Annotated in this window: 18 protein-coding genes; 5 read left to right on the top strand and 13 right to left on the bottom strand. The window is 72.5% G+C overall.

The annotated features are described in order from the left end of the window. Positions 1-48: 48 nt before the first annotated feature. A complete protein-coding gene (locus CFK41_RS06295) occupies positions 49-1,044 on the bottom strand; it encodes a stage II sporulation protein M (RefSeq protein WP_096800970.1) in 996 nt (331 codons plus the stop codon). 116 nt (positions 1,045-1,160) lie between these two features. On the opposite strand from CFK41_RS06295, the gene CFK41_RS06290 reads away from it, so the two are divergent. Next, positions 1,161-2,012, top strand: coding sequence for an RDD family protein (locus CFK41_RS06290; RefSeq protein ID WP_096798889.1), 852 nt, complete (start codon positions 1,161-1,163; stop codon positions 2,010-2,012). Positions 2,013-2,024: 12 nt separating this feature from the next. Here CFK41_RS06290 and CFK41_RS06285 read toward each other — a convergent pair whose 3' ends face one another. Beyond that, positions 2,025-3,818 carry a phosphomannomutase/phosphoglucomutase gene (locus CFK41_RS06285; protein ID WP_096798888.1) on the bottom strand — a complete coding sequence of 598 codons (1,794 nt, stop codon included), beginning with the start codon at positions 3,816-3,818 and terminating at the stop codon, positions 2,025-2,027. Then, entirely contained in the window at positions 3,811-4,209 is a 399-nt protein-coding gene (locus tag CFK41_RS06280; protein ID WP_096798887.1) for a DUF3499 domain-containing protein, read from the bottom strand. The genes CFK41_RS06285 and CFK41_RS06280 overlap by 8 nt, the downstream gene beginning before the upstream one ends. A 110-nt stretch (positions 4,210-4,319) precedes the next feature. On the opposite strand from CFK41_RS06280, the gene CFK41_RS06275 reads away from it, so the two are divergent. Continuing rightward, complete coding sequence (locus CFK41_RS06275) at positions 4,320-4,775, top strand: metallopeptidase family protein (protein ID WP_096798886.1); 456 nt, start codon at positions 4,320-4,322, stop codon at positions 4,773-4,775. A 43-nt stretch (positions 4,776-4,818) separates the two neighbouring features. Here CFK41_RS06275 and CFK41_RS06270 read toward each other — a convergent pair whose 3' ends face one another. From CFK41_RS06270 to CFK41_RS06260, 3 genes are read right to left on the bottom strand one after another with little or no spacing between them, the layout of a single operon-like run. Beyond that, a complete protein-coding gene (locus tag CFK41_RS06270; RefSeq protein ID WP_096798885.1) occupies positions 4,819-6,450 on the bottom strand; it encodes a DUF5719 family protein in 1,632 nt (543 codons plus the stop codon). Then, positions 6,443-9,850: a hypothetical protein gene (locus CFK41_RS06265; RefSeq protein ID WP_096798884.1), complete on the bottom strand. Its 3,408-nt coding sequence runs from the start codon at positions 9,848-9,850 to the stop codon at positions 6,443-6,445. Before CFK41_RS06265 ends, CFK41_RS06270 begins: the two co-directional genes overlap by 8 nt. 12 nt (positions 9,851-9,862) lie before the next feature. Further along, a complete protein-coding gene (locus CFK41_RS06260; protein ID WP_096798883.1) occupies positions 9,863-10,162 on the bottom strand; it encodes a WhiB family transcriptional regulator in 300 nt (99 codons plus the stop codon). A gap of 211 nt (positions 10,163-10,373) precedes the next feature. On the opposite strand from CFK41_RS06260, the gene CFK41_RS06255 reads away from it, so the two are divergent. Both CFK41_RS06255 and CFK41_RS06250 read left to right on the top strand, forming a co-directional pair. Beyond that, a complete protein-coding gene (locus CFK41_RS06255; RefSeq protein ID WP_227873231.1) occupies positions 10,374-11,414 on the top strand; it encodes a coenzyme F420-0:L-glutamate ligase in 1,041 nt (346 codons plus the stop codon). Further along, complete coding sequence (locus tag CFK41_RS06250; RefSeq protein ID WP_096798881.1) at positions 11,411-12,130, top strand: TIGR03089 family protein; 720 nt, start codon at positions 11,411-11,413, stop codon at positions 12,128-12,130. Before CFK41_RS06255 ends, CFK41_RS06250 begins: the two co-directional genes overlap by 4 nt. A gap of 51 nt (positions 12,131-12,181) precedes the next feature. On the opposite strand, the gene CFK41_RS06245 is transcribed toward CFK41_RS06250, so the two are convergent. The 6 genes from CFK41_RS06245 to CFK41_RS06220 form a co-directional block, all read right to left on the bottom strand. Beyond that, positions 12,182-12,952: an ABC transporter ATP-binding protein gene (locus tag CFK41_RS06245; protein WP_096798880.1), complete on the bottom strand. Its 771-nt coding sequence runs from the start codon at positions 12,950-12,952 to the stop codon at positions 12,182-12,184. Positions 12,953-12,965: 13 nt separating this feature from the next. Then, on the bottom strand, positions 12,966-13,892 hold the full coding sequence (locus tag CFK41_RS06240; protein ID WP_151904692.1) for an ABC transporter permease: 927 nt from the start codon (positions 13,890-13,892) through the stop codon (positions 12,966-12,968). Continuing rightward, positions 13,889-15,994, bottom strand: a complete 2,106-nt coding sequence (locus CFK41_RS06235; RefSeq protein WP_096798879.1) for a glycosyltransferase — start codon at positions 15,992-15,994, stop codon at positions 13,889-13,891. The genes CFK41_RS06240 and CFK41_RS06235 overlap by 4 nt, the downstream gene beginning before the upstream one ends. 56 nt (positions 15,995-16,050) lie before the next feature. Then, on the bottom strand, positions 16,051-17,208 hold the full coding sequence (glf, locus tag CFK41_RS06230; RefSeq protein WP_096798878.1) for a UDP-galactopyranose mutase: 1,158 nt from the start codon (positions 17,206-17,208) through the stop codon (positions 16,051-16,053). A 112-nt stretch (positions 17,209-17,320) separates the two neighbouring features. After that, positions 17,321-18,205: a glycosyltransferase gene (locus CFK41_RS06225; protein ID WP_227873230.1), complete on the bottom strand. Its 885-nt coding sequence runs from the start codon at positions 18,203-18,205 to the stop codon at positions 17,321-17,323. Beyond that, the gene (locus CFK41_RS06220; RefSeq protein ID WP_096798877.1) at positions 18,202-19,209 is read right to left on the bottom strand and encodes a glycosyltransferase; all 1,008 of its coding nucleotides are present in this window, start codon (positions 19,207-19,209) and stop codon (positions 18,202-18,204) included. The genes CFK41_RS06225 and CFK41_RS06220 overlap by 4 nt, the downstream gene beginning before the upstream one ends. A gap of 298 nt (positions 19,210-19,507) precedes the next feature. Between CFK41_RS06220 and CFK41_RS06215 the strand changes: the two genes are divergently transcribed. Beyond that, positions 19,508-20,728 (top strand): LCP family protein, encoded by a 1,221-nt coding sequence (locus tag CFK41_RS06215; protein WP_227873229.1) that lies wholly within the window; start codon positions 19,508-19,510, stop codon positions 20,726-20,728. Between the two features lie 46 nt (positions 20,729-20,774). On the opposite strand, the gene CFK41_RS06210 is transcribed toward CFK41_RS06215, so the two are convergent. Further along, positions 20,775-21,482, bottom strand: a complete 708-nt coding sequence (locus CFK41_RS06210; RefSeq protein ID WP_096798876.1) for a glycosyltransferase family 2 protein — start codon at positions 21,480-21,482, stop codon at positions 20,775-20,777. Between the last annotated feature and the right edge of the window lie 63 nt (positions 21,483-21,545).

The following is a 21,545-nucleotide window of genomic DNA, read 5'->3' as shown; positions in this document are numbered from 1 at the left end:
GCCGAGACGGACCGACCACGATCGGCCGACCCTGCGCCGCGGCGCCGGTCAGCCGGCGGTCGCCACGCGGGCGCCGACCAGCTCCTCGGAGAGGTCGCCGGTCACGCCGGCGCGATGGACCTGACGGCCGCGACCCAGCATGAACACCAGGAAGGCGATCCACGCCGCCGCGCCGATGGCGATCCGCAGCGCGGGCGGCAGCGAGCTCGGCGTCACGAAGCCCTCGATGAATCCCGAGACCAGCAGCACCGGCACGAGCCCGATCGCGACCGTGACCAGGGCCCTCGCCGCGTGGGAGAGCGCCCACAGCCGTGGCATCTGCCCGGGTCTCACCCAGGCCCAGAAGGTGCGGAGCCCGGCCCCGGCGCCGACCAGCACCGAGGTGATCTCCAGCAGACCGTGCGGGAGGATGTACACGAAGAAGGTGCCCAGCCCGCCATGGGCACCCATCACCCCGGCGGACAGCCCCACGTTCAGTCCGTTCTGCAGCAGCATCACCACCGGCCAGAACCCGGTGACGCCGAACACGACGGCCTGGACCGTGATCCAGGCGTTGTTCGTCCACACCTGGGCGGCGAAGCCCGAGGCCTCGCCCTGGAAGTAGTAGCTCACGAAGTCCTGCTCGACGAGCTTGCGCTGATCCGCCTCGGGGACCACCATCGCCCGCGCCGTGGAGTCCAGGCCGAAGTACAGACCGCTGACCACGGCCGCCAGCAGGAAGAGTCCGGCGGACAGCGCCACCGTCCATCGGGCCTCGTACAGGGTGGAGGGCAGGTCCTCCCAGAAGAAGTTCCGGGCGTGCTTCCACAGCGGGATCCGGGCCCCGGTGATCCGCAGCCGGGCGCGGTGCACGAGCAGGGAGAGGCGCGAGATCAGCGCCGGGTCCGGGTTGGTGGATCGGACGGTGGACAGATGGGTCGAGGTCTCCTGGTACAGGGAGAGCAGCTCATCGATGCCGGCCGCGTCGAGAGCGCGGCTCCGCGTCAGCTGCTGGAGCCGCTCCCACTGCGGTCGGTGCACGGCGATGAAGGCGTCGGTGTCCACCACGCCAGACTAGGCTCCCGCCTCGCCGCGGACCGCCGACGAAAGTCGGACGCCAGGGCGTCGGAAGCCGACGGTCGGCACTGACGCGGAACCGACCGCGGTGTCAGGATGGGCCCATGGCATCTCTCGGCGCGGCAGCAGCGGTCTCCTCCCCACGAGCCGACGATGCCCTGGTCACCGGCGACGCGGTCGTGCTCGATCTGCGCCCGGCGTCCTTCGCGGTCCGCATGATCTCCGCGGCGATCGACGGAGTGCTCCAGCTGGCCCTGCTCGTCGGCGGCTCGATCGGCCTGGTCTGGGCCGCGGCGCGCATGGACCTGGACGACGGATACCTCGCCGCCGGGGTCGTGCTGATGTCCGTTCTCACCTACGTGGGCTATCCCGTGCTGTGCGAGCTGCTGCTGGGCGGGCGCTCGGTGGGTCGCCTGGCGATGGGCACGCGCGTGGTGCGTGACGACGGCGGCCCGGTGCACGTGCGCCAGAGCCTGCTCCGCGCGGTGATGGCGATGTTCGAGATCTGGTCCACCTCCGGGGCGGTCGCGCTGACCTGCTCGGTGATCGATCGCCGATCCCGGAGGGTGGGTGATCTCCTGGCCGGCACGATGGTGATCCAGGAGCGCATGCGCAGCATGACCCCGCAGCGTGTCGAGGTGCCGGAGTCGCTGCGGGACTGGGCGCGCAGCGCGGATGTCGGCCGGCTCCCGCTCCCCCTCATGCAGGACATCCGCTCGTTCCTGCCCCGGGCCGCCACGATCAACCCCGAGTCGCGGCGGCAGCTGTCCCGCGATCTGCTGCACCGCACCCTGCCGCACGTGGCCCCGGCTCCGCCGCCGGGGACCGATCCCGAGGAGTTCCTCGCGGCGGTGACCTCCGAGCGCTCGCATCGGGACGAGCAGCTGCTGCGCCGACGTCAGGAGCGCCAGCGGGAGCTGTCCCTCGAGGTGCGCTCCACGCCGTTCACCGCCTGAGCGGTCCGGAGCTCAGGACGGCGTCGGAGCCTCGTTCCGCCCCTCGATCAGCACCGGGATGCCGCCCTCGACCGGGTGGACGTGAGCACAGCTCGTGCACTGCAGGGCACGCTCCACATCGCGCAGCTCGCCGCCGCAGTCGGGGCAGCGCAGGATGGACCGCACCCACTCGGGGACGTCCGCGCCGCTCGCACCGGCGGGCAGCTCCGTGCCGGCGGGCAGCTCCGTGCCGGCGGGTGATCCTGTGCCGACGGCCGCCGAGGTCTCGTCAGCCGACCTCGTGTCATCCGGGTTCCCGAGCGGAACCGCCGAGGCTCCGTCGGCCGCGTCGTCAGCGCCGTCGCCCGCAGCAGGCATCCCCGTCGCGTCGGCCGTCGCGATCGCGAGCACCTCGTCCCGGATCCGGACCATGGTCGCCTCCTCCACAGCCTCGACGTTCAGGCGCAGCAGCGGCTCGGTGTTCGAGGAGCGCAGCGAGAACCACCACCGCTCCTCGGCCGGGAGCTCCTCACCCCAGTGCTCGACGGTGAGGCCGTCGAGATCATCGGTGCTCACCCCGGGCCAAGCGACGACGTGCGCGCGCACCCGTTCCCGGGCCGCGGGCGCGTCGGCCACGCGGGAGTTGATCTCCCCGCTGGCCACGTACGGGGAGTGGGCCGAGACCAGCTCGGAGGCCGTGCCGTCGGTCTCGACCAGCGCGGTCAGCACGTGCAGGGCGGCGAGCATGCCCGAGTCGGCGAAGTAGAAGTCGCGGAAGTAGTAGTGCGCGGAGTGCTCCCCGCCGAAGACCGCACCGTGCTCGGCCATGATCGTCTTGATCAGCGTGTGACCGACGGGGGTGCGCACGTGCTCGCCGCCCGCCTCCTGGACCGCCTCGGCGACGTGACGGGAGGAGACCAGGTTCGCGACCACGGCCGGTCGGTCCTGCCCGCCCGCGCGGGCACGCGCGATCTCCCGCTGAGCGATGAGGGCGGTGATCGCCGAGGGCGGCACCGGGGTCCCGTGCTCGTCCAGGACCACGCAGCGATCGGCGTCCCCGTCGAAGGCGAGACCGAGGTCGGCCCCCTCCCGGATCACCGCCTCCTGCAGGTCGCGCAGGTTCTCCGGCCGCAGCGGATCGGCAGGATGGTGGGGGAAGCTGCCGTCGAGCTCGAGGTGGAGACCGATGAGCTCCACCTGGTCGAGCGTCCCCAGGACCGCGGGCGCGGTGCGCCCGGCCATGCCGTTGCCCGCGTCGACGACGACCTTGACGGAGCGCCCGGCGGGCAGGGGGACGAGGCCCTGGAGAGCTGCCACGTAGTCCTCGAGCGTGTCGATGCCCTCGGCGCGTCCCTCGCCGCTCTGCGGGATCTCGCCGGCGTCGAGATACGCCTCGGCTCCGCGACGGACCTCCTCGAGACCGGAGTCCCGCCCGATGGGGCGAGCACCCGGCAGGCACAGCTTGAAGCCGTTGTCACCGCCGGGGTTGTGGGAGGCGGTGACCATCACGCCGGCGGCGTGGTGCAGGCCGGAGGCGCAGTAGAGCTGATCGGTCGAGGACAGCCCGGCGTCGGCGACGATCGCACCGCGACGCACGGCCCCCTCGATCACCGCTCGCGACAGCTCCGGTGAGCTCAGGCGCATGTCGTGGGCGACGATCATCGCGGGGGCATCCAGCTGGTCGGCGAAGGCCGCACCAAGGGCACGGGCGATCTCCGGTGTGAGGGTGTCACCGGCGCGGCCGCGCACGTCGTTGGCGAGCACGATGCCGGAGAGATCGCTGCGCCCGGGGGCGGCGGAGGTCTGTGGGGTGCTCTGCTCAGTCACGGGGGCTCCTGACGACGTGGAGGTGGCGGGGCGAGGTCTGCTCGCCCGGCCCGGGGGCGCGGTGCTCGACGCCCGGGCGGGTGGACGGGGTCCGCCCGGAGCCCGGTGCGGTCGCGGGCGAGGTGGTCTCCGCGGGGTCCTGTCGACGCGTCACGGCATCGGCCAGGGCGACCAGATCGTCGCTGACCTCCTCCGCCCCGGCGACCCGCAGCAGCTCCCATCCGCGGGGTGCCGTCATGCGTGAGGCGTGGTCCCGGCAGAGGTCGTAGGCGTGGGGCTCGCTGAGCCGCGACAGCGGACCCAGCACCGCGGTGGAATCCTCGTACACGAAGGTCAGCGAGCTGACAGCGGGACTGGAGCAGGCGGTCCGGGAGCATTCTCGAGCAGGCACCCCCGCAGTCTACGCAGGCGGAGGAGGGGGCGGTCGACAGCGCGCCCCGCACCACGGGCCACGGCCCGTCAGGACGGTGAGCTCGCTCTCCGGGCCGATAGAGTGCGGCCATGGATGTCCAGCCGCTGCGCCCCGGTGCCCCGGGGCCCCGCCAGGGTCCCCGTCGCCGCGATCGTCGCGGACGAGGCCGACGCTGGGACCTGATCCCTCCCCACCTGCCCGGGCACCTCACCCGCAGGGAACGCTTCGACGACCTCGTGGCGGACGCCGGTGCGGCGCTCGCCGCACGCTTCCCCCGCCGTCTCGAGCATCTGCAGGTGATGGTCGAGGAGGTGCCTCCGTCCGATCCGGCGCCCTGGGAGGAGGCGCGGGTCCTGCTGGGGCGGGTGATCCCGCCCTCACGGGAGCATCCCGCCCGGGTGATCGTCTATCGGCGACCGCTGCAGACCCGCTGCGAGGACGAGAACGAGCTCGAGACCCTGGTGCGCCAGGTGCTCGCCGAGCAGATCGGAGCGCTGCTCGGCATCGCCCCGGAGGACGTGGACCCGGAGGCCTGGACCGACTGACCCCGGCCGACGGAGTGTGCCGGACGTCTCGCCGCTCTGCGGCTCAGCGAGCCACCTGCACCGTGACGGCGTCCTGTCCGCCCTGCACGGGCAGCACCGGGAAGGACGAGATCAGCGAGGGGTTCTCGCCGCCGCCCTCCCGCTGGGTCCACCCGGCGTGGACGCTGCCGGGGACCTCGGGCACCACCGTGACGCCCACGGCGCGCCGACCGCCCACTTCGAGCTGATCGGAGGTCAGCGAGGCCGTGGACTCGGCCGAGACCTCGAGATCGATCGGCTCGCCGGCGGAGCCGTCGGCGGCGATCGGGACCACCGTGACCGCGGAGTCCTCCGTGCCGATCAGGGTCAGCTGCCCGACGGATCCCTGGCCGGGCAGGGCGGTCAGCGCCTGCGAGCCGATCGCCGGCGCCGGGGAGACCAGGGCGAAGTCGACCGGGGCGCCGAGGGTGTCCCCGGCCAGCTTCTCGCCGGTGCGCACGCTGCGGGTGACGGCGGTCAGCGGGGCCTCGGACCGGACGACCACGGAGTAGGTGCCGTCCGGCAGGCCCTCCAGCGGCGTGCTGACCACGGTCCCGGCGGGGACGTCGATCTCCTCGAGCGCCGCGGCGTCGACCGGCCCGTCCGGTCCGACCACCTCGACCGAGGCGCTCGTGTCGCTGCCCTGGGAGTTGGCGAGCACGAGGGCGGGGTCCGTCCCGGCGACGTCCACCCCGGGCATGAGGAGCTCGGTGTCCGCCGCGGCGAGAGGGGCGAGGATCTCGGCGCCGCCGGGGGTCAGGCCGTCCCGCTCGGTGCTCTGGACGTGCATCGACAGGGGCGCGCCGAGCACGGAGACGCCCACGCCGACGGCGTCCTGTCCCGGGGCCACGGACTCCAGCAGCACGCGCTGCTCCTCGCCCGGTGCCACGACCACCTGGCTGCGTCCCTCCATGGACGCCGGGCCATCGGCGGTCCACAGCTGCACCGAGGCGGTGGCGGGGCGCTCGGTGGGGTTGCGCAGCACGAGCACGGAGCTGGAACCGGTCCCGGTGGAGACGCCCAGGAAGGTGGCCTCGGTGGCCGGCTCCGAGCAGCGGGTCAGCGACAGGGAGCGGTAGTCGCCGTCGGCAGTGAGGGTGCTCTGGACGGAGTCGGCCACCGCGCGGCCGCCCTCGGAGGTCGCCGAGCTCACGTGCGGGCGGCCCGTGTAGCTCGTCTCCTCCAGGACCGAGACGCCCAGGTCCTCGGAGGCGGGCCGGTCGCTGATGACGGTGCCGTCGGCGTCCTCCGCCGAGATGCTGGGCGCGCGGACGGAGCCGTCCTCCTCCTGCAGGGTCTGCGAGGCGCTCACCCGGCCGAAGAGCACGGAGGCGGCGGGCTCGGCGGCGACCGCGCGCAGCGATATCGCGGCGCTGGGAGGGGTGACGCCCAGCTCATCGTCGGATCCTGCATCCAGGGCTTCCTCGGGCAGCGTCACCGGACCGGGGCACCAGGAGGTGCTCGCTCCGGGCTGCGACTGCGCGGAGGCGTGCTCGATCGTCGTCTGATCCGGCCGGTCGGTCGTGGAGACGGCGGCGACGGCGAGCGCGAGCGGGACCAGCGAGGCGAGGGCGAGCAGGGGGCGCACCCCGCCGCGTCGGACGGCGGGCGCCGGGCGGGGATCGCTCGCCGGGTGCGGAGCGGAGTTCTCAGCCATACATCTCCTCCGTCGAGCGGGAACGGACGCGCCACGGGATCGAGATCAGCGCGGTCAGGGCGACGGCGAGGTAGAGCAGCACCTGCCAGAGCAGACGCAGCGGCTGTTCCCGATGCACGTCCACCTCTCCCCCGGCGCCGGAGGGGACCACGAAGCCCTGCGCCCAGCCGTCCACCTCGACGGGCTCGAGCTCGGAGCCGTCGAGGGTGGCCCGCCACCCGGTGTCGAAGCGCTCCGCGAGGACCACCGTGCGCGGGTCGCCGGCGACGGGCACCGTGCCGGAGGCATCGATGGCGCCGCTGTCCAGCGCGACCGGTGCGGAGCCGCCGCGGACGACGGCGCGGGGCGACGCGTCGAGCACACGCCACATCCCGCCGTTGTCGCCCTCGGTGACCTTCTCCAGCTCGGTGGAGCTGTCGAGGATCCCGCGGAGGTCGGTCTGCTCCTCGAGATCGCCGCGCACCACCACGTAGGAGATCGCGAGCTCGGGGACCGCGGCGTGCTCGTCCTGCTCGTCGGCCGTGCCGGTGGAGGAGAGCATCCCCGCCACCGCCTCCCGCAGCGCGGTCGAGGCGGGATCGCCGTCCACCGGATCCCCGGCGCGGACGGTGTCCACGTCCCGGGCGTCGGGCACCACCGCATGCTGGATCACCGTGTCGCCGCCGTGGACGGCGAGGTCGGCCTGCACCGTCCCGTCGGAGCGCTGCTCGAGCACGAGCACCCGGGAGCGGGCGCCGGTGCGGCCCTGGTCCGCGGCTGCCGCCGGAACCTCGCCGCCCTCGGTGCGGTCCACCCGCAGCTGACCGGGCAGGACCAGTGCCCACCCGATCACTGAGACCAGGCAGGCGGCGGCGACGAGGGCTCCCACGGCGCCGGTGACCAGACGTCGGACGCGGCCATCCCGCTCCTCGCGCCGGGCGAGGGCGTCGAAGGTGGCCCCGGCGCCGACGGCCAGCGCCAGCAGGACCGCGCTGAGCAGGGTGTGCAGCGACGGGGTGACGAGCTGCTCGTCGGCGACCGCCGTCCAGGTGCTGCGGGCCAGCAGGGCCGTCAGCAGGCCGAGAGCGGCGAGGAGGAGAGAGAAGCGGCCCACGCGTCCGGCGGCCCCGGCGAGCAGCGGCGCGACCAGGGCTGCGAGCACCACCGGGGCCACGGGCAGCAGCGGGAGGAGACCGGCGGCGGTCACCCCCACCAGCGGCTCGAGCAGGCTCTGCAGACCGGGGGCCACCGGCCACAGGCCGAGCAGGTCGACGGTGGAGGCTGTCGCCGGGCTCGACGGCGTCCCCGCGACGGCGAGCACCGTGCCGGGCTGTCCGATGTACGTGGGGAGGTAGGGGGCATGCAGCGCGAGGGACGGGAGCAGCACCCACAGGAGCCGGCGCCGGCGTCCCGGCGTCGCCACCGCGACCAGCACGAGCCCCAGCGCGGCGAGCACGACCAGCACCGGCTGGACGGCGCCGATCACCAGCAGCAGGAGCCCCGCGGCCGCCGCGGCGGACACGCTCGCCTGGGAGACCTTGTGCGGCAGCCCGATGGCGCGGCCGACGGCGAGGGCGAGCAGCGGCAGCAGGACATGGACCAGCAGCAGCGGCCAGGCCCCCGCGCTCAGTGCGGTCAGCAGCGACGGCGCCAGCGCCCAGACGCTCGCGATCACCAGGCGCGCCCCGACCGCCCGCGTGAGCGCCCCGGACGCCCACCAGGCGAACAGTGCGCTGGCCGGGACGGCGGCGAACACCAGGACCTCGATCAGGTGGGAGCCTCCCAGGGGCAGGTGCCCGAGCAGCCGGACCAGCGCATCCGCCGGGCCGCGCTCCCCCAGCCCGCCGGGGATCCAGCTCGACCAGGCCGCGTCCCAGAGGTCGGCGCGGCTCCGCGGGATCGCGAGCAGGCCGGGCCCGGAGAGCTCGCCACGGCCGAAGAGACCTCGCAGGGCCACGAGCCCCACCACGCTCGCGACGAGCGCCACGACGGCGGTCCACACGATGTGGCGGCCGTAGTCCGCGTCGTCCAGGCCGTGGCGCGTCCCGGCGACCCCCCAGGTGGTGCGGCGGATCTGGCGCCGGCGGTCGTCGTCGGCGAAGATCCGGGTCCAGGTGTCGTCGACCCAGCGGCGCAGGCCCTCGCCGCGCGGGACGTAGAGCGGGGCGAGACGGCCGCGCGGCACGCGCGCCCAGCGGCGCTCGCGCAGGCCCCGGCCGAGGACTCGGCGTGCCCGCGGGAGGACCGCCGTCGAGGCGCGCAGCTCCATCATGGCGACGCGAGGGACGGAGGCGGCGAGGGCGCCGAGCATCCGCACGACGGTCATCAGCGGCAGCAGCACCAGCAGCGTCACCAGGGCATGCAGGAGCGAACGCTGCTTGAGCAGCGCGAGATGCTGACCGGTGCGCTGCTCCTGGAGCCGCTCGAGCAGGGGCCGGGTCGGATGCGGGTGCAGGACACGGGCGGAGGACTGCACCGCCACACGCTCCCCGGAGCGCCAGATGCGACGGCACAGGTCGATCTCCGCCCACGGCGCGGGGAGATCCGGGTCCAGGCCGCCGATCTCGCGCAGGGTCCGCTCGCGCACGAGCATCCCGGGCAGGGGCACGGCGAGCACGTCGTGACGCCAGTCCGCCTGGCCCTGGTCGATCTCCCCGGGGTCCACGCCGGTGATGATCTGCCCGCCGTGGGTGAGGGTGAGGCCGACGTCCACGAGCGCATCGGCGCCCTCGATGCCAAGGAGCTCATCGCCCTCGGCGGCGTCGGGATCGGCGTGGCGGACCCGCTTCGCGCCCACCGCGGCTGTGTTCGGCGAGACCTCGATGATCTCCAGCTGGTGCTCGAGCGCGTCCGGCGCGGGCGGGGCCCCGTCCACGGCGAACCAGAGCCAGGACTCGTCCGCCGCGCTCTCGGCGGCGCGAACCCGACGGCCCGAGTGGGATCGCTGACGGCGCAGCCGCAGCGGGACCTTGGCGAGGTCCTCCGCCTTCTGGGTCCGTTCCCGTTCGACGGCGGCGCTGTCCACCTCGCGCGCGCGACGCCCCCCGGCCCGGCCGTCCTCCTCGGCGCCCTGCACCTCGGGATCGCCGGAGCCGGCGCGGCCGGCGGGACCGTCGTCGACCCGCTCGCCCGGAGCCGTGGTCGGTGCGCCGGTGAGGTCGTCGAGGCTCTCGAGCGTCTCCCGGACGGCACCCGCGCGGCTCAGCGAGGCGGAGACGGGGAGGATGCGGTGGATCGTCCCGGCGGCGAGATCCGATTCGAGGCGCTCGCGCACGTCCTCCGGCAGATCGGAGGGGGCGATGGCCACGATCCGATCCGGGGTGCGCGTCTGCGCGGACAGCGCTGCGCGCAGCGCGTCATGGGTCGATGCGGACGTCGTCCCGTGCAACAGGACGACCGCGGTGATGTGCCGGTCGTTCACCAGGTAAGGATGTCAGACCACCCGGCGCTTGAGCTTGCGGCGCTCACGCTCGGACAGCCCACCCCAGATACCGAAGCGCTCATCGTTCTCGAGGGCATACTCGAGGCACTCGGCGCGCACCTCGCACGAGACGCACACCTTCTTCGCCTCACGGGTGGAGCCGCCCTTCTCCGGGAAGAACGCCTCTGGATCCGTCTGCGCGCACAGGGCGCGCTCCTGCCAGGTCAGCTCGGCCTCGTCGGTGTCCTCACCGGCGAAGTCGAGCAGGGACAGCTCTGCACGCGTGTCATCGTCGACATGGTCCTCGTCCATCGCCACCACTCCTTCCACTGCTGCGTTGACCACCGATACGGTGTGACCTCCGAAGGCCGTCGGGGCCTAAAGTACACCGGTGTAGTTATGGTCCGTCAAGCGGCGTCGGCGCGTCGCCTTGCATGTCACCACCGAAACCACGACTCGGGAGGCCCTTGTGCCCGCTGCTCGTCCCGCCCCGTCCGACCCCCACCCCGACTCCCCTCGAGGCGTGCACGTGCTGCCCGTCACCGGACTCGGGGAGATCCGGGCCGGGGACGACCTCGCCGCCCTCCTCGGCGAGGCGCTGGCCCCTCTCGACCCCCGGGGCGGCGACGTGCTGTGCCTGTCCACGAAAGTGGTCTCCAAGGCCCTCGGCCTGCGCGTCTCCCCGCAGGAGCGCGACCGGGCCATCGCCGACGTCGCCGTGCGCACCGTGGCCCGACGCCTCCACACCCGGGTCGTCACCTCGGTGGTGCAGATCCCCTCCGGCCCGGTCATGGCGGCGGCCGGGGTGGACTCCTCCAACGCTCCGGACGGTCCTCTGCTCCTGCCCGAGGACCCCGACGCCTGCGCGCGCGAGCTGCGGGAGGCGCTGGTCGCCTCGCTCGGCGTGGAGCTCGGCGTGCTGCTGACCGACACCTCCTCCCGCGTGTGGAGGGTCGGTGTGGGAGACATCTCGCTCGGCGCCGCCGGAGTGGCCTCGCTGCAGGACCTCCGGGGCGGGACCGATGCCGACGGCCGACCGCTCACCGTGACCGTGCGCAACCTGGCCGACGAGCTCGCCGCCGCGGCGGACCTCGTCAAGGGGAAGTCCAGCGGGGTGCCGGCCGCCCTGGTGCGCGGGGTCCCCGGAGCCGTCGCCATGGACGTGCCCGCCCGGGACCTCTCCCGCACCGGGCCCGACGACTGGTTCCGCCGGCCGAGCCTCGAGTCTGTCTGGGTCGCGCTCGGGCTGACCCCCGAGCAGGAGCCGATCGCGCGCATGTCCCCCGAGCCCGTCGCGGAGCGGGTCGACCGCGCGCTCTCGGTGGCCGCCCTCCCCCGCCCGGACCAGGAGCCGTCCACCGCCTCCGTCCGTGCTCTGCCCGCCGACGGCGAGCCGTCGCGTGTCGTGGTGACGGCCGCGGACTCCTCCCACGCCGCGCTGATCCATGCGGCGACCCACGCCGAGCGGATCCGCACGGCGCTGCAGGCCGAGTCCCTCGGCCTCCCCCTGCCGCAGATCGACGTCGAGATCTCCGTGCCCGACCCCGACCAGGAGACATCATGACCACCACCCCGCCCCCGGACATGGGAGCGCAGCTGCTCCGCGCCCTCGAGTCGATCGGCCCGCGACCGGTCCTGGCCTGGTACGGCGAGGCCGCGCGGATCGAGCTGTCCGGCCACGTGCTGGCGAACTGGGTGATCAAGTCGATCGGACACCTGCACGACGAGATCGATCTCGCCCCCGCCGACCAGGTGATCCTGGACCTCCCGCCGCACTGGAAGCGGCTGGCGCTGGCTCTGGCGTGCTGGTCGCTGGGCGCCGAGGTGACGGTGGCCGAGCGCGCGAAGAGCACCGGGGACCTCCTCGGCGAGCTGCCCCACGCCCCGCGTGCCGCCCTCACCGACCGCCCCGACTCCCCGCTCGCCGAGACCGCCGACGAGGTGCTCGCCCTCGAGGCCGTCTCGCTCGCCCCCCGCTACAGCGGAGAGCTGCCGCCTCTGGTCCACGACTGGCTGGCGGAGGTGCGCGGCAGCTCCGATCGGCTCGGCGTCGCCCTGCCCGCCTGGAGCGGTCCGGCGGCGCAGGAGAGCACGACGGCGGAGGACGACGGCTCCGCACCCGCCGCCGACGCTCCGCCCCGTCTGCTCGTCGAGGGCGACGGGCTCAGGTCCCTCCCCCAGGTGCTCGCGGCGCTCCTCGCGGGCGGCGGGATCGTCGGCCCGGCCGGGACGCTCACGGCACGCCAGGAGCAGGACGAGGCGGTCACCGGCCGCGCCTGAGGCAGGACGCGCCGCACCCGGCCGATCCCGGACCCCGCCGTGCGCGGCCGCTCAGCCGGCGCGCAGGGTGGCGACGGCCTCGGTGGGGTCGCCGTCGAAGATGGTGCGCCCCTTGCGGAGCACGACGATGCGGGTGCACAGCTTCTCGAGCATCTCCAGCTCGTGGGAGACCACGATCATGGTGCGGCCGGCCTCCTGGAGCTCCCGGATGCGCTCGAGGCACTTGCGCTGGAACGGCTCGTCGCCGACGGAGAGGATCTCGTCGACCAGGAAGATGTCCGGCTCGGTGTGGACCGCGACGGAGAACGCCAGGCGCAGGAACATCCCCGAGCTGTAGTACTTCACGTCGGTGTCGATGAACTCCTCGATCTCGCTGAAGGCGACGATCTCGTCGAACTTCGCGTCGATCTGCTCCCGCGTCATGCCGAGGATCGCACCGTTGAGATAGACGTTCTCGCGCCCGGAGAGATCGGGGTGGAAGCCCGCGCCGACCTCGATCAGGCCGGCGACCCGGCCGCGGAGCAGAACGCGCCCGTGATCGGGGTAGAGGACTCCGGAGACGGTCTTCAGCAGCGTCGACTTCCCCGAGCCGTTGAAGCCGATCAGGCCCACGGTCTCCCCCGCGTGCACGGTGAGGTCCACGTCCTCGAGGGCGAGGAAGCTGTCGGCCAGCTTCTTGCGCTGCAGCGCGGAGAAGACGAGCTCCTTGAGCGAGTGGTCGTGGCGCAGCGAGAACTGCTTGGTGACGTGCTCGATGCGGACCATCTCGCGGTCGGTGGGGACCGCGGCGGATTCCGGCACGGAGTCGATGTTCGGGCTCATCGCACGGCTCCTCTCACAGTTCCTGGGCGAAGCGGCGCTTCGAGCGCTCGAAGAGGACGGTGCCGATCACGAAGGTGACCGCGGCGATGAGCAGCCCGGCCCACCACAGGCCGAAGGGCTCACCGGGCCCCGCGAGGGACGGGTCCAGGGCGATGCCCTCGACCACCGGCCCCGAATAGCGCCAGAACGCGACGTGGAAGAGCTCCACGACGATGGTCAGCGGGTTGAGCTGGTACAGCCACCACCAGAAGGTGCCGCCGATCGACTCCTCGACCATCGAGATCCGGTACAGCACCGGCGAGAGCCAGGTGGCGACCATGACGATGAGATCCACGAAGTTCTCGACGTCGCGGAAGGCGGCGTTCAGGGCGGCGGTGATCATGCCCAGGCCCATGGTGAAGACCACCAGGATCACCATGCCCAGACCGAAGGCGATCACCGAGGTGGTCGAGGGCAGCCAGCCGAACAGCAGCGCCCCCACCACCAGCACCAGCAGCTGAGGCAGGAAGTGGACCAGGGCCACGATCATGCTCGCCCAGGGGAACAGCTCGCTGGGCAGATAGATCTTCGAGACCAGGGCCTGGTTCCCCGTGATCGAGCGGGTCGCGTTGCCGAACACCTCGCCGAACAGGTTCACCGCCACGATGCCGCTGAACAGGTACACCGCATAGGCGGGAGTGTCCCGCTGGAGCTGCAGGAACACGCCGAGCGCGATGTAGAAGACGATGAACTGGACCGCGGGCTTGACGTAGCTCCACAGCATCCCCAGCGCGCTGCCGCGGTAGCGTACCCGCAGCTCCTTGCGCACCAGCAGCCGCAGCAGGAACCGCTCCCGCACGGGGTTCAGCCAGCCGGCGTCCTGCCCGGGCGCGCGCCAGCCCTCGGACTGCTCGGCGCGCGTGGGCAGCCGCGCCGAGCTCACGGCACCGGCGTCGCTCACGCCGCGGTGCCTCCGCCGGGAGCCGCCGGGGTCGTGCTCTCGGCACGGTCCCGGTCCCGGTCGCGGACCGGCGCCGGGTTCTCGGCGAAGGTCCTCTCCCAGGCGTCGAACGAGGTGATGCGGGCGGATGCCTCGCGGTAGTGGTCGCGCAGGCTGTTCCAGCCGCGGTGCAGGGCGACATGGGCGGAGACCGCCTCGGCGAGCATCTGGCGCACCTGTCGCGGATCCCGCTTGTACCAGGACACCTGGGTGCCCTCGGCGTTGGAGACCAGGGCGCTGTCATAGGCGGAGAGGCGCCACCACTTCGCGTCCAGGTGCGGGATCGCCGCCTGCGGGTTCGCCTCGGCCTGCGGCGTCGGCGCGGCGAACAGCTGTTTGGCGAGGGTCTTCACCGTCCAGGCCGGGAGCATGAGGCGGCGCGGCTCGGTGAAGGGACGTCCCTTGCGCGGGGGCTTGTCCCGATGGATGGGCGGGTAGAGGTCCGGATCCTTCTTCGTCGCGGCGTCGTCGAAGGACGCCGCCATCGCGCGGATCTCGGGCAGCTTGGTCCCGATGGAGGGGTGGAGGGCGTCGGGGCCCTCGAGCACGTCCTTCTGGGCCATCAGACGACCGGCCTCGGTGAAGTACTGCATGGAGATCAGATGCTTGACGTCCATGAACTGCGACTCCTTGACCACGCGGCCGCCGCGCTCGTACGGGGAGTGCAGGAGCGCGGTGATGATGCGGTTGCGCTCGTGGAAGTAGGCCTGCCAGCCCACCAGGTCGTCCTTGTCGACCCAGCTCATGTGCCAGACGCCCGCGCCGGGGAGGGAGACCGTCGGGTATCCGGCCTTCTTCGCGCGCAGTCCGTACTCGGCGTCGTCCCACTTGATGAACACCGGCAGGCTCAGGCCGATCGCGCGCACCGTCTCGGTGGGGATCAGGCAGCTCCACCAGCCGTTGTAGTCGACGTCCGCACGGCGGTGCAGCCACGGGGTCGAGCGCAGCGGCTCCAGGGCGAAGTCGTGTCCCGTGGTGCTGTCGGGGATGGCGACCGCGGGCTGGATGCGCCAGGGGTCGACGACCTCCCCGAAGGTGTGCAGCACCGAGCGGTTGTTCAGGTCGAACATGTGGGCGCCGACGAGGGTGGGCCGGGTCGCGAAGTCCGCGAAGGTGGTCATGCGGATCAGCGACTCCGGCTCGATGACGATGTCGTCGTCGCAGTTGATCACGTAGGTCGAGGCGCCCGCGGTGGAGGCCTCGTACATGCCGCGGGAGAAGCCGCCCGAGCCGCCGATGTTCCCCTGCTCGATGATCTGCAGCTGGTCGCCGAGGGAGTCCTGGAGCGCGCCGAGCTCCTCGGCGTGGTCGCTCAGACGGTCCGCGCCCTGGTCGATGACGTACATGACGTCGAGCAGATCGCGCAGATCGGGGTCCTCGGCGACCGTGCGGATGTTCTCCAGGCAGTACTCGACCTTGTTCATCGTGGTCATCGAGATGGAGAAGGTGCCCTCGGTGCGGGCATGCTTCGCATCGGCGGTCCACTCCGCGCCGAGGACGGTGAGGTCCTCGGACCCGGCGTAGGCGTCGAACCAGTACCAGCCGCCGTCGCCGAATGCCGTCAGCGGCAGGTCGAAGACCTGGTCGCCCGATCCGGAGACGGTGCGGGACTCCTGGCGCTGCAGCGTGCCGCGGGCGGTGGACCGCATCACCACGAGGTGCCCGGACCCAGCCGTGCGGATCGTCAGCCGCACGGCGCGCACCGGGGTCCACCTGCGCCAGTAGCTGGCCGGGAAGGCGTTGAAGTAGGTGCCGAAGGAACGCATGCTGTTCGCCGGGATGCTCACCGAGTGCCGCTCGTTGAGCTCGTGGATGTCGACCTTCGCGGCGGGCTGGGTCGACGGGGCCTCGGGCTCGGCGCGCCGCACGTTCTCGCCGCCTCCGCCGAGGCCCAGGGCGCTGCCGGTGGTGCCGGAGCGGGCGTCGGTGGCCTCGATGTAGAGCGGGACGACGTCCGGCGAGGACTCGTAGGGAAGGATCAGCCGCTGCAGGAGCCGCTGCGGGGCGGCATCGGCCGGAGCCCCGGATCCACGGGACGTCGCGGTGGCAGTGGTGGCGTTCATGGTGCTCCTCGTCGGCGGTGTGCTCTCGGCCCGCTGCGGTCGGCGGGGTGCGCGGATCAGGCCCGCAGCAGGTCGGGCAGCTTGTTGTCGGCCATGGACAGGGCGGCGCCGATGGCCATGTGCATGTCCAGGTACTGGTAGGTGCCGAGCCGTCCGCCGAACAGGGTGCGGGGCTCGGCATCGGCCAGCTCGCGGTAGGCGAGCACGCGCTCGCGGTCGCTGCTGGAGTTGATCGGGTAGTACGGCTCGTCGCCGGACTCGGCGAAGCGCGAGAACTCGCGCTGGATCACCGTGCGGTCCGTGGGGTAGTCGCGCTCGGGGTGGAAGTGGCGCGGCTCGATGATGCGGGTGTACGGGGTCTCGGCATCGGCGTAGTTCATGACCGAGGTGCCCTGGAAGTCGCCGACCTCGAGATGCTCGGTCTCCAGGTCGATCGTGCGCCAGCTCAGCTCGCCGAGCTCGAAGTCGAAGTACCGGTCCATGGGGCCGGTGTACACGACGGGCAGCTCGCCGCGCACCGCGTCGCGGTTCAGCGGCTGAGAGGTGTCGAAGTAGTCGGTATCGAGCTTGACCTCGATGTTCGGGTGATCCGCCATCCGCTCGAGCCAGGCGGTGTAGCCCTGCTTCGGAAGACCCTCATGGGTGTCGTTGAAGTAGCGGTTGTCGTAGGTGTAGCGCACCGGCAGCCGCGAGATGATCGAGGCGGGCAGGTCCTTGGGATCGGTCTGCCACTGCTTGCCGGTGTAGTTCTTGATGAACGCCTCGTAGAGGGGCCGACCGATCAGCGAGATGCCCTTGTCGTTGAGGTTCTCGGGATCCTTGCCGGCGAACTCCCCCGCCTGCTCGGCGATCAGCGCCCGGGCCTCGCCCGGCGTGTGCGCGGCGGAGAAGAACTGGTTGATCGTGCCGAGGTTGATCGGCATCGGGTACACCACGCCCTGATGGGTCGTGTACACCTTGTGCTGGTAGCCCGTGAACTCGGTGAAGCGGTTGACGTACTCCCACACGCGCTCGTTCGAGGTGTGGAAGAGGTGCGCTCCGTACTTGTGGACCTCGATGCCGGTCTGCTCGTCGGCCTCCGAGTAGGCGTTGCCGCCGACGTGGGATCGCCGGTCGATGATGGTCACCCTGGCGCCGTGCTCGGCGACCGCGCGCTCGGCGATGGTCAGTCCGAACAGTCCGGAGCCGACGATGAGGAGATCAGGGGACGACACAGAGGATCCTTTCGAAGCACACGGCGGGATCGCCGGGGACCCGCTCACAGTAGTCGAGCCGGGTGAACAGCAGGTGATGCGCATCTGACGTCGAAGCGGGGTGTGGCATCCCTCATGCCGCCCCGTGAACTGGGCCGCTGTTCTCGACGAAGCGGCGATAGGCGATCCGACGCACCCACCCGGGCACCAGTCGGTACGTGGTCCGGATGACCAGGTTGCGCAGGAAGCCCACCGGGGTCGTGACCCGGTCCAGCAGCATCCGCCGCTGCAGCCGCAGATCGCTCGAGAGCAGCCGCCAGCCGCCGCGCCGGGCGAACAGCTGCTCGTCCACGCGATAGTCCACGAGCACCTCGGACAGGTTCGCCATGCGGGCACCGCCCAGCATCATCCGCTCCCAGAGCCAGTAGTCCTCCAGCAGGGGCAGATCCCGATAGCCGCCCACCGCGAGCGCCACCGAGCGGCGGAGCACCACGGCGGGATGGTGGAAGGGGCTGTGCTGCGGGAGGTACGCCGCGATCGCCTCGTGGGTGAGGGGGCGGGTGCGCAGCGGACCGGTCCCCGGAGGGACGCTGTCGCTGAACTCGCGCATGGAGGAGCTGAGCAGGTCCACGCCCTCGGCGTCCATCCGCGGGATCTGCAGGGCGAAGCGCTCGGGACGGCAGATGTCGTCCGCGTCCGCGCGGGCCACGAGGTCGTGGGGGCTGGTCTCCAGACCGTCCTGGAGGGCGGCGGCGACCCCGCGATGCGCATCGTGGCGCAGCACGCGGGCCGGACCGAACTCCCCGGCGGCGACGCGGTCGACGACCGCCTCCAGCGCGGCCGGCAACGGCCCGTCGACGGTGAGGATCAGCAGATCGGGGCGGAGCTGCTGCTCGAGCGTCGCCGAGGCGAGCGCGATCTCGACCCGCTCGGGCACGTCCTTGCCCCACAGCGGCATGAGCACCGTGAAGGCCGGCGCCCTGGCCGCCGGTCCCTTGGGCCCGGTGTGGGCCGTCACCGGCCGGCCACCCGTTCGATGGCGCGGATGTCCGAGGCGGCCTCGCCGTCGGCGGCGAGCACCTCCGCCGAGGGGCGGGGGCCGCGGCGCGCCGCCGCGAGGAGCCCCCGCAGACCCACCCCGAGCAGGCCCCCACGATGACGCAGCAGCAGTCGGAGCCAGCCCAGAGCCGTCGCTCCCCCGTGCAGCACCTTCTCGGTCGGGGTGAACGACGAGGTCCGCAGCAGCGCCCAGAGCCGGTTGCGGACGTCGTAGAAGAAGCGCCCGCCCGGGCCCGACTGGGCGTTGCCGAAGTGCGCGGTGCGATGCTCGACGATCGAGGCGGGCACCTGCAGACCGCGCCCGTGGCGGAGCAGGCGGCCGGTGTGCTCGAAGTCGTCGGACCAGATGAAGTAGTCCGCGTTGGGGAGCCCGAGACGGCGCACGTCCTGACCGTTCAGCAGCGCGGAGACATAGCTCGCGGTGCGGATCGGGCGCCCGCCGGCGCGCGCCGCATCGCGCTTCTCCTGGGCGCTCGCGTCCCGACGGGTGCGCTGGGTGTTCATCGGGTGGTCCCGGCCGTCCGTCCACACCGCGCGGGAGCTGAGCACGCTGAGCCGCACCGGGGAGGCCTCGAGCGCCGCCAGCAGCTCGCGCAGCGCGCCGGGCCGCGGGACGGTGTCGTCGTCCATCACCCAGACCCAGTCGGCGTCGTGCCGCACCAGCGCCCGGGCGATCCCGGCGGCGAAGCCACCGGCGCCGCCGACGTTGCGCCGCAGATGCACGACGTCCGCGGCAAGGGGGTGCGCGTCCGCGACGGCGCCGCTCGTGTCGGTCGAGGAGTTGTCGATCACCACCACCGCATCCGGCCGCCGCTCCTGTGCGGCGAGGCCGTCGAGGCACTGCTGCAGCAGCGTCTCCCGGTTGTACGTGACGACCACCGCCACCACCCGCTGGGCGAGGGCATCGGGGTGGGCATCTCCACGGTCCGGCGTCCGATCGCCGGTCGGTGCGGGTCCAGTCACTGCGCCTCCTGCTGCTGATCCGTGCCGCACGGGGCGGCGCCTCCCCAGTGTACGGAGCCGCGCGAGGCGGGGCTCTCATGCGGCATGACCGTGGTGTGAAGGTTCTCGGGAGGTTCCTCGATTGCGCCCCGACATGCGGCCCCGGGTCGGCGCGCCGGGCCTGGATCCCGCTACCCTGACGATCGCCGCACGCGCCCCGGGGATCGATCTCGGGTCGCCGCACCGGGGTCGCCGCGGCCCCGACGCCCATGACCGCACGCAGCACGACCGCACGGCCCGCGCCGGGAAGGAGACAGCTGTGAACGACCGAACGCCGCCCCGCTCTCCGCGTGCCGGAGGCCCTCGTCGTCCCAACGGCCACCGAGCTCGCGCCGGAGGCAGCGCCCGCCCGGTGCCCTCCTCCGGCCGACGCGGCCCCGCCGCACCGTCACCCCAGTCACCAGAGGCGGGCCCGGCGCCCACACGCCCGCTGCCGCGCACCTCGCTCCCGCCGTCCGAGGACCCGTCCCTCGCACCCGGCGCGGTGGACGGCATCGACGATCTGGAGCCCGACGGCCCGAGGCCGCGCCGGACCCGGCGCCGCTCGCGCGTCCCCCGTCCGCTCCGGCTCGGCGCCACGCTCATCGTGCTGGTGCTGGTGCTCGCGCTCGGCTGGGGAGTCGGACTGGGTGCCTGGTCCAACAGCCGCATCGAGCACGTCGATGCGCTCTCCGGTGCCGAGGACACGTCCGGCACCACCTATCTCATCGCCGGCTCGGATCGCCGTGACGGCGGGGCCGTGAGCCAGGACGGCACCGAGGGCGCGCGCGCCGACACGATGATGCTCCTGCACCGGACCCCGAGCGGGAAGAGCTACCTAATCTCCCTGCCGCGGGACACCCTCGTCGACATTCCCGGCTACGGGAAGTACAAGCTCAACGCCGCCTTCTCCTTCGGCGGCGCCGAGCTGCTGGTCAAGACCGTCGAGGAGTTCTCGGGCCTGACCGTGGACCACTACGTCGAGATCGGCTTCGACGGGGTGTCCGAGGTCGTGGACTCCGTCGGGACGGTGAACCTGTGCATCGACCAGGACGTCGATGACAAGAAGTCGGGCCTGAAGATGACCGAGGGCTGCCACGACGTCGCGGGCGAGCAGGCGCTGGCCTTCGTCCGGGCGCGCTACTTCGACCCCACCGCGGACATCGGGCGGCAGCAGCGTCAGCAGCAGTTCGTCGGCGCCCTCATGGACCGCGCCACCTCGCCGTCGGTGCTGCTGAACCCCTTCGCCCAGGTGCGCCTGGCCGGTGCCGGCTCGGACGCGCTGATGACCAGTGACGGCACGGGCATCGTGGATGTGGGCCGGATGGCCCTGACGGCGCGGAGCGCCATGAAAGACGGGAGCACGCCCGTGATCCCGATCGAGAACCCCGAGTTCATGACCAAGCATTCGGGAGTCGCCATCCTCACCGATGACGACGACATCGCCGCGTTCTTCGCCTCCGTGGAGGACGGCACCGCGGAGGTCCCGGGACCGAAGTGACCCGCCGTCGGCGCCCCGCCGCACGGCGGGTCGCCGACGGGCCCGCTCAGCGGAAGAGCATGTCGATGACGATGTTCACCGAGTTCAGGACGGACTGGCCCTTCGAGCGCGAGTAGTCCGTGTACAGGATGTGCACCGGATGCTCCGCCACGCTCAGGCGATGGCGGCCGATCTCCTCCACGAGCTCGGAGGCGTGGGCCATCCGGTTCTGCTCGATGGTGATCTTCTCGCAGGCCTCGCGCCCCAGCACCCGCAGCCCGTTGTGGGCATCGGTGAGCTTCACGCCCGAGGTGAGGTTGGAGTACCAGACCGCTCCCCGCAGCACCAGGCGCTTGAGCCGGGAGGGCGTGGTGCGGCCGTCGAGGAAACGTGAGCCGAGGACCACGTCCACGCCGTCGCTCTCGCGCAGGAGGATCATCGCCGCGGCGTCGTCGACCTGGTGCTGGCCGTCCGCGTCGAAGGTGACCACCTGCTGCATCTGCGGGTCCCGCAGCGCGTAGTCGATGCCGGTCTTCAGCGCGGCGCCCTGCCCCATGTTGAAGGGGTGGCGCACCACCGCGGCACCGGCGTCGCGCGCGACCTGCGCCGAGTCGTCCCCGCTGCCGTCGTCGACGCACACCACCAGGGGGTAGCGCGTGCGCAGATCGCGGATCACGTCCCCGACCACGGTCCCCTCGTTGAACAGCGGCACCACGAACCAGGTGCGGTCGGCCCCGGGCGCGGACTCCTCGCGCGAGGGGTCAGAGCTGCTCATGGGTTCTCCTCGTGGACGGGGTGATCAGCGAACGAAACCCGGACGCCCGAGGAGGATACCCTG

This window comes from Brachybacterium ginsengisoli, assembly GCF_002407065.1.
Taxonomy (GTDB): domain Bacteria; phylum Actinomycetota; class Actinomycetes; order Actinomycetales; family Dermabacteraceae; genus Brachybacterium; species Brachybacterium ginsengisoli.
The sequence above is the reverse complement of the archived record's forward strand: the minus strand, read 5'-3'. Positions and strand labels throughout refer to the sequence as shown.

Bases quoted from the DNA above. Each gene is read 5' to 3' on its own strand.
- CFK41_RS06290 (WP_096798889.1), top strand. From the start codon at position 1,161: ATGGCATCTCTCGGCGCGGCAGCAGCGGTCTCCTCCCCACGAGCCGAC.
- CFK41_RS06245 (WP_096798880.1), bottom strand. From the start codon at position 12,952: ATGAGCCCGAACATCGACTCCGTGCCGGAATCCGCCGCGGTCCCCACC.
- CFK41_RS06275 (WP_096798886.1), top strand. From the start codon at position 4,320: ATGGATGTCCAGCCGCTGCGCCCCGGTGCCCCGGGGCCCCGCCAGGGT.
- CFK41_RS06260 (WP_096798883.1), bottom strand. From the start codon at position 10,162: ATGGACGAGGACCATGTCGACGATGACACGCGTGCAGAGCTGTCCCTG.
- CFK41_RS06250 (WP_096798881.1), top strand. From the start codon at position 11,411: ATGACCACCACCCCGCCCCCGGACATGGGAGCGCAGCTGCTCCGCGCC.
- CFK41_RS06210 (WP_096798876.1), bottom strand. From the start codon at position 21,482: ATGAGCAGCTCTGACCCCTCGCGCGAGGAGTCCGCGCCCGGGGCCGAC.
- CFK41_RS06270 (WP_096798885.1), bottom strand. From the start codon at position 6,450: ATGGCTGAGAACTCCGCTCCGCACCCGGCGAGCGATCCCCGCCCGGCG.
- CFK41_RS06235 (WP_096798879.1), bottom strand. From the start codon at position 15,994: ATGAACGCCACCACTGCCACCGCGACGTCCCGTGGATCCGGGGCTCCG.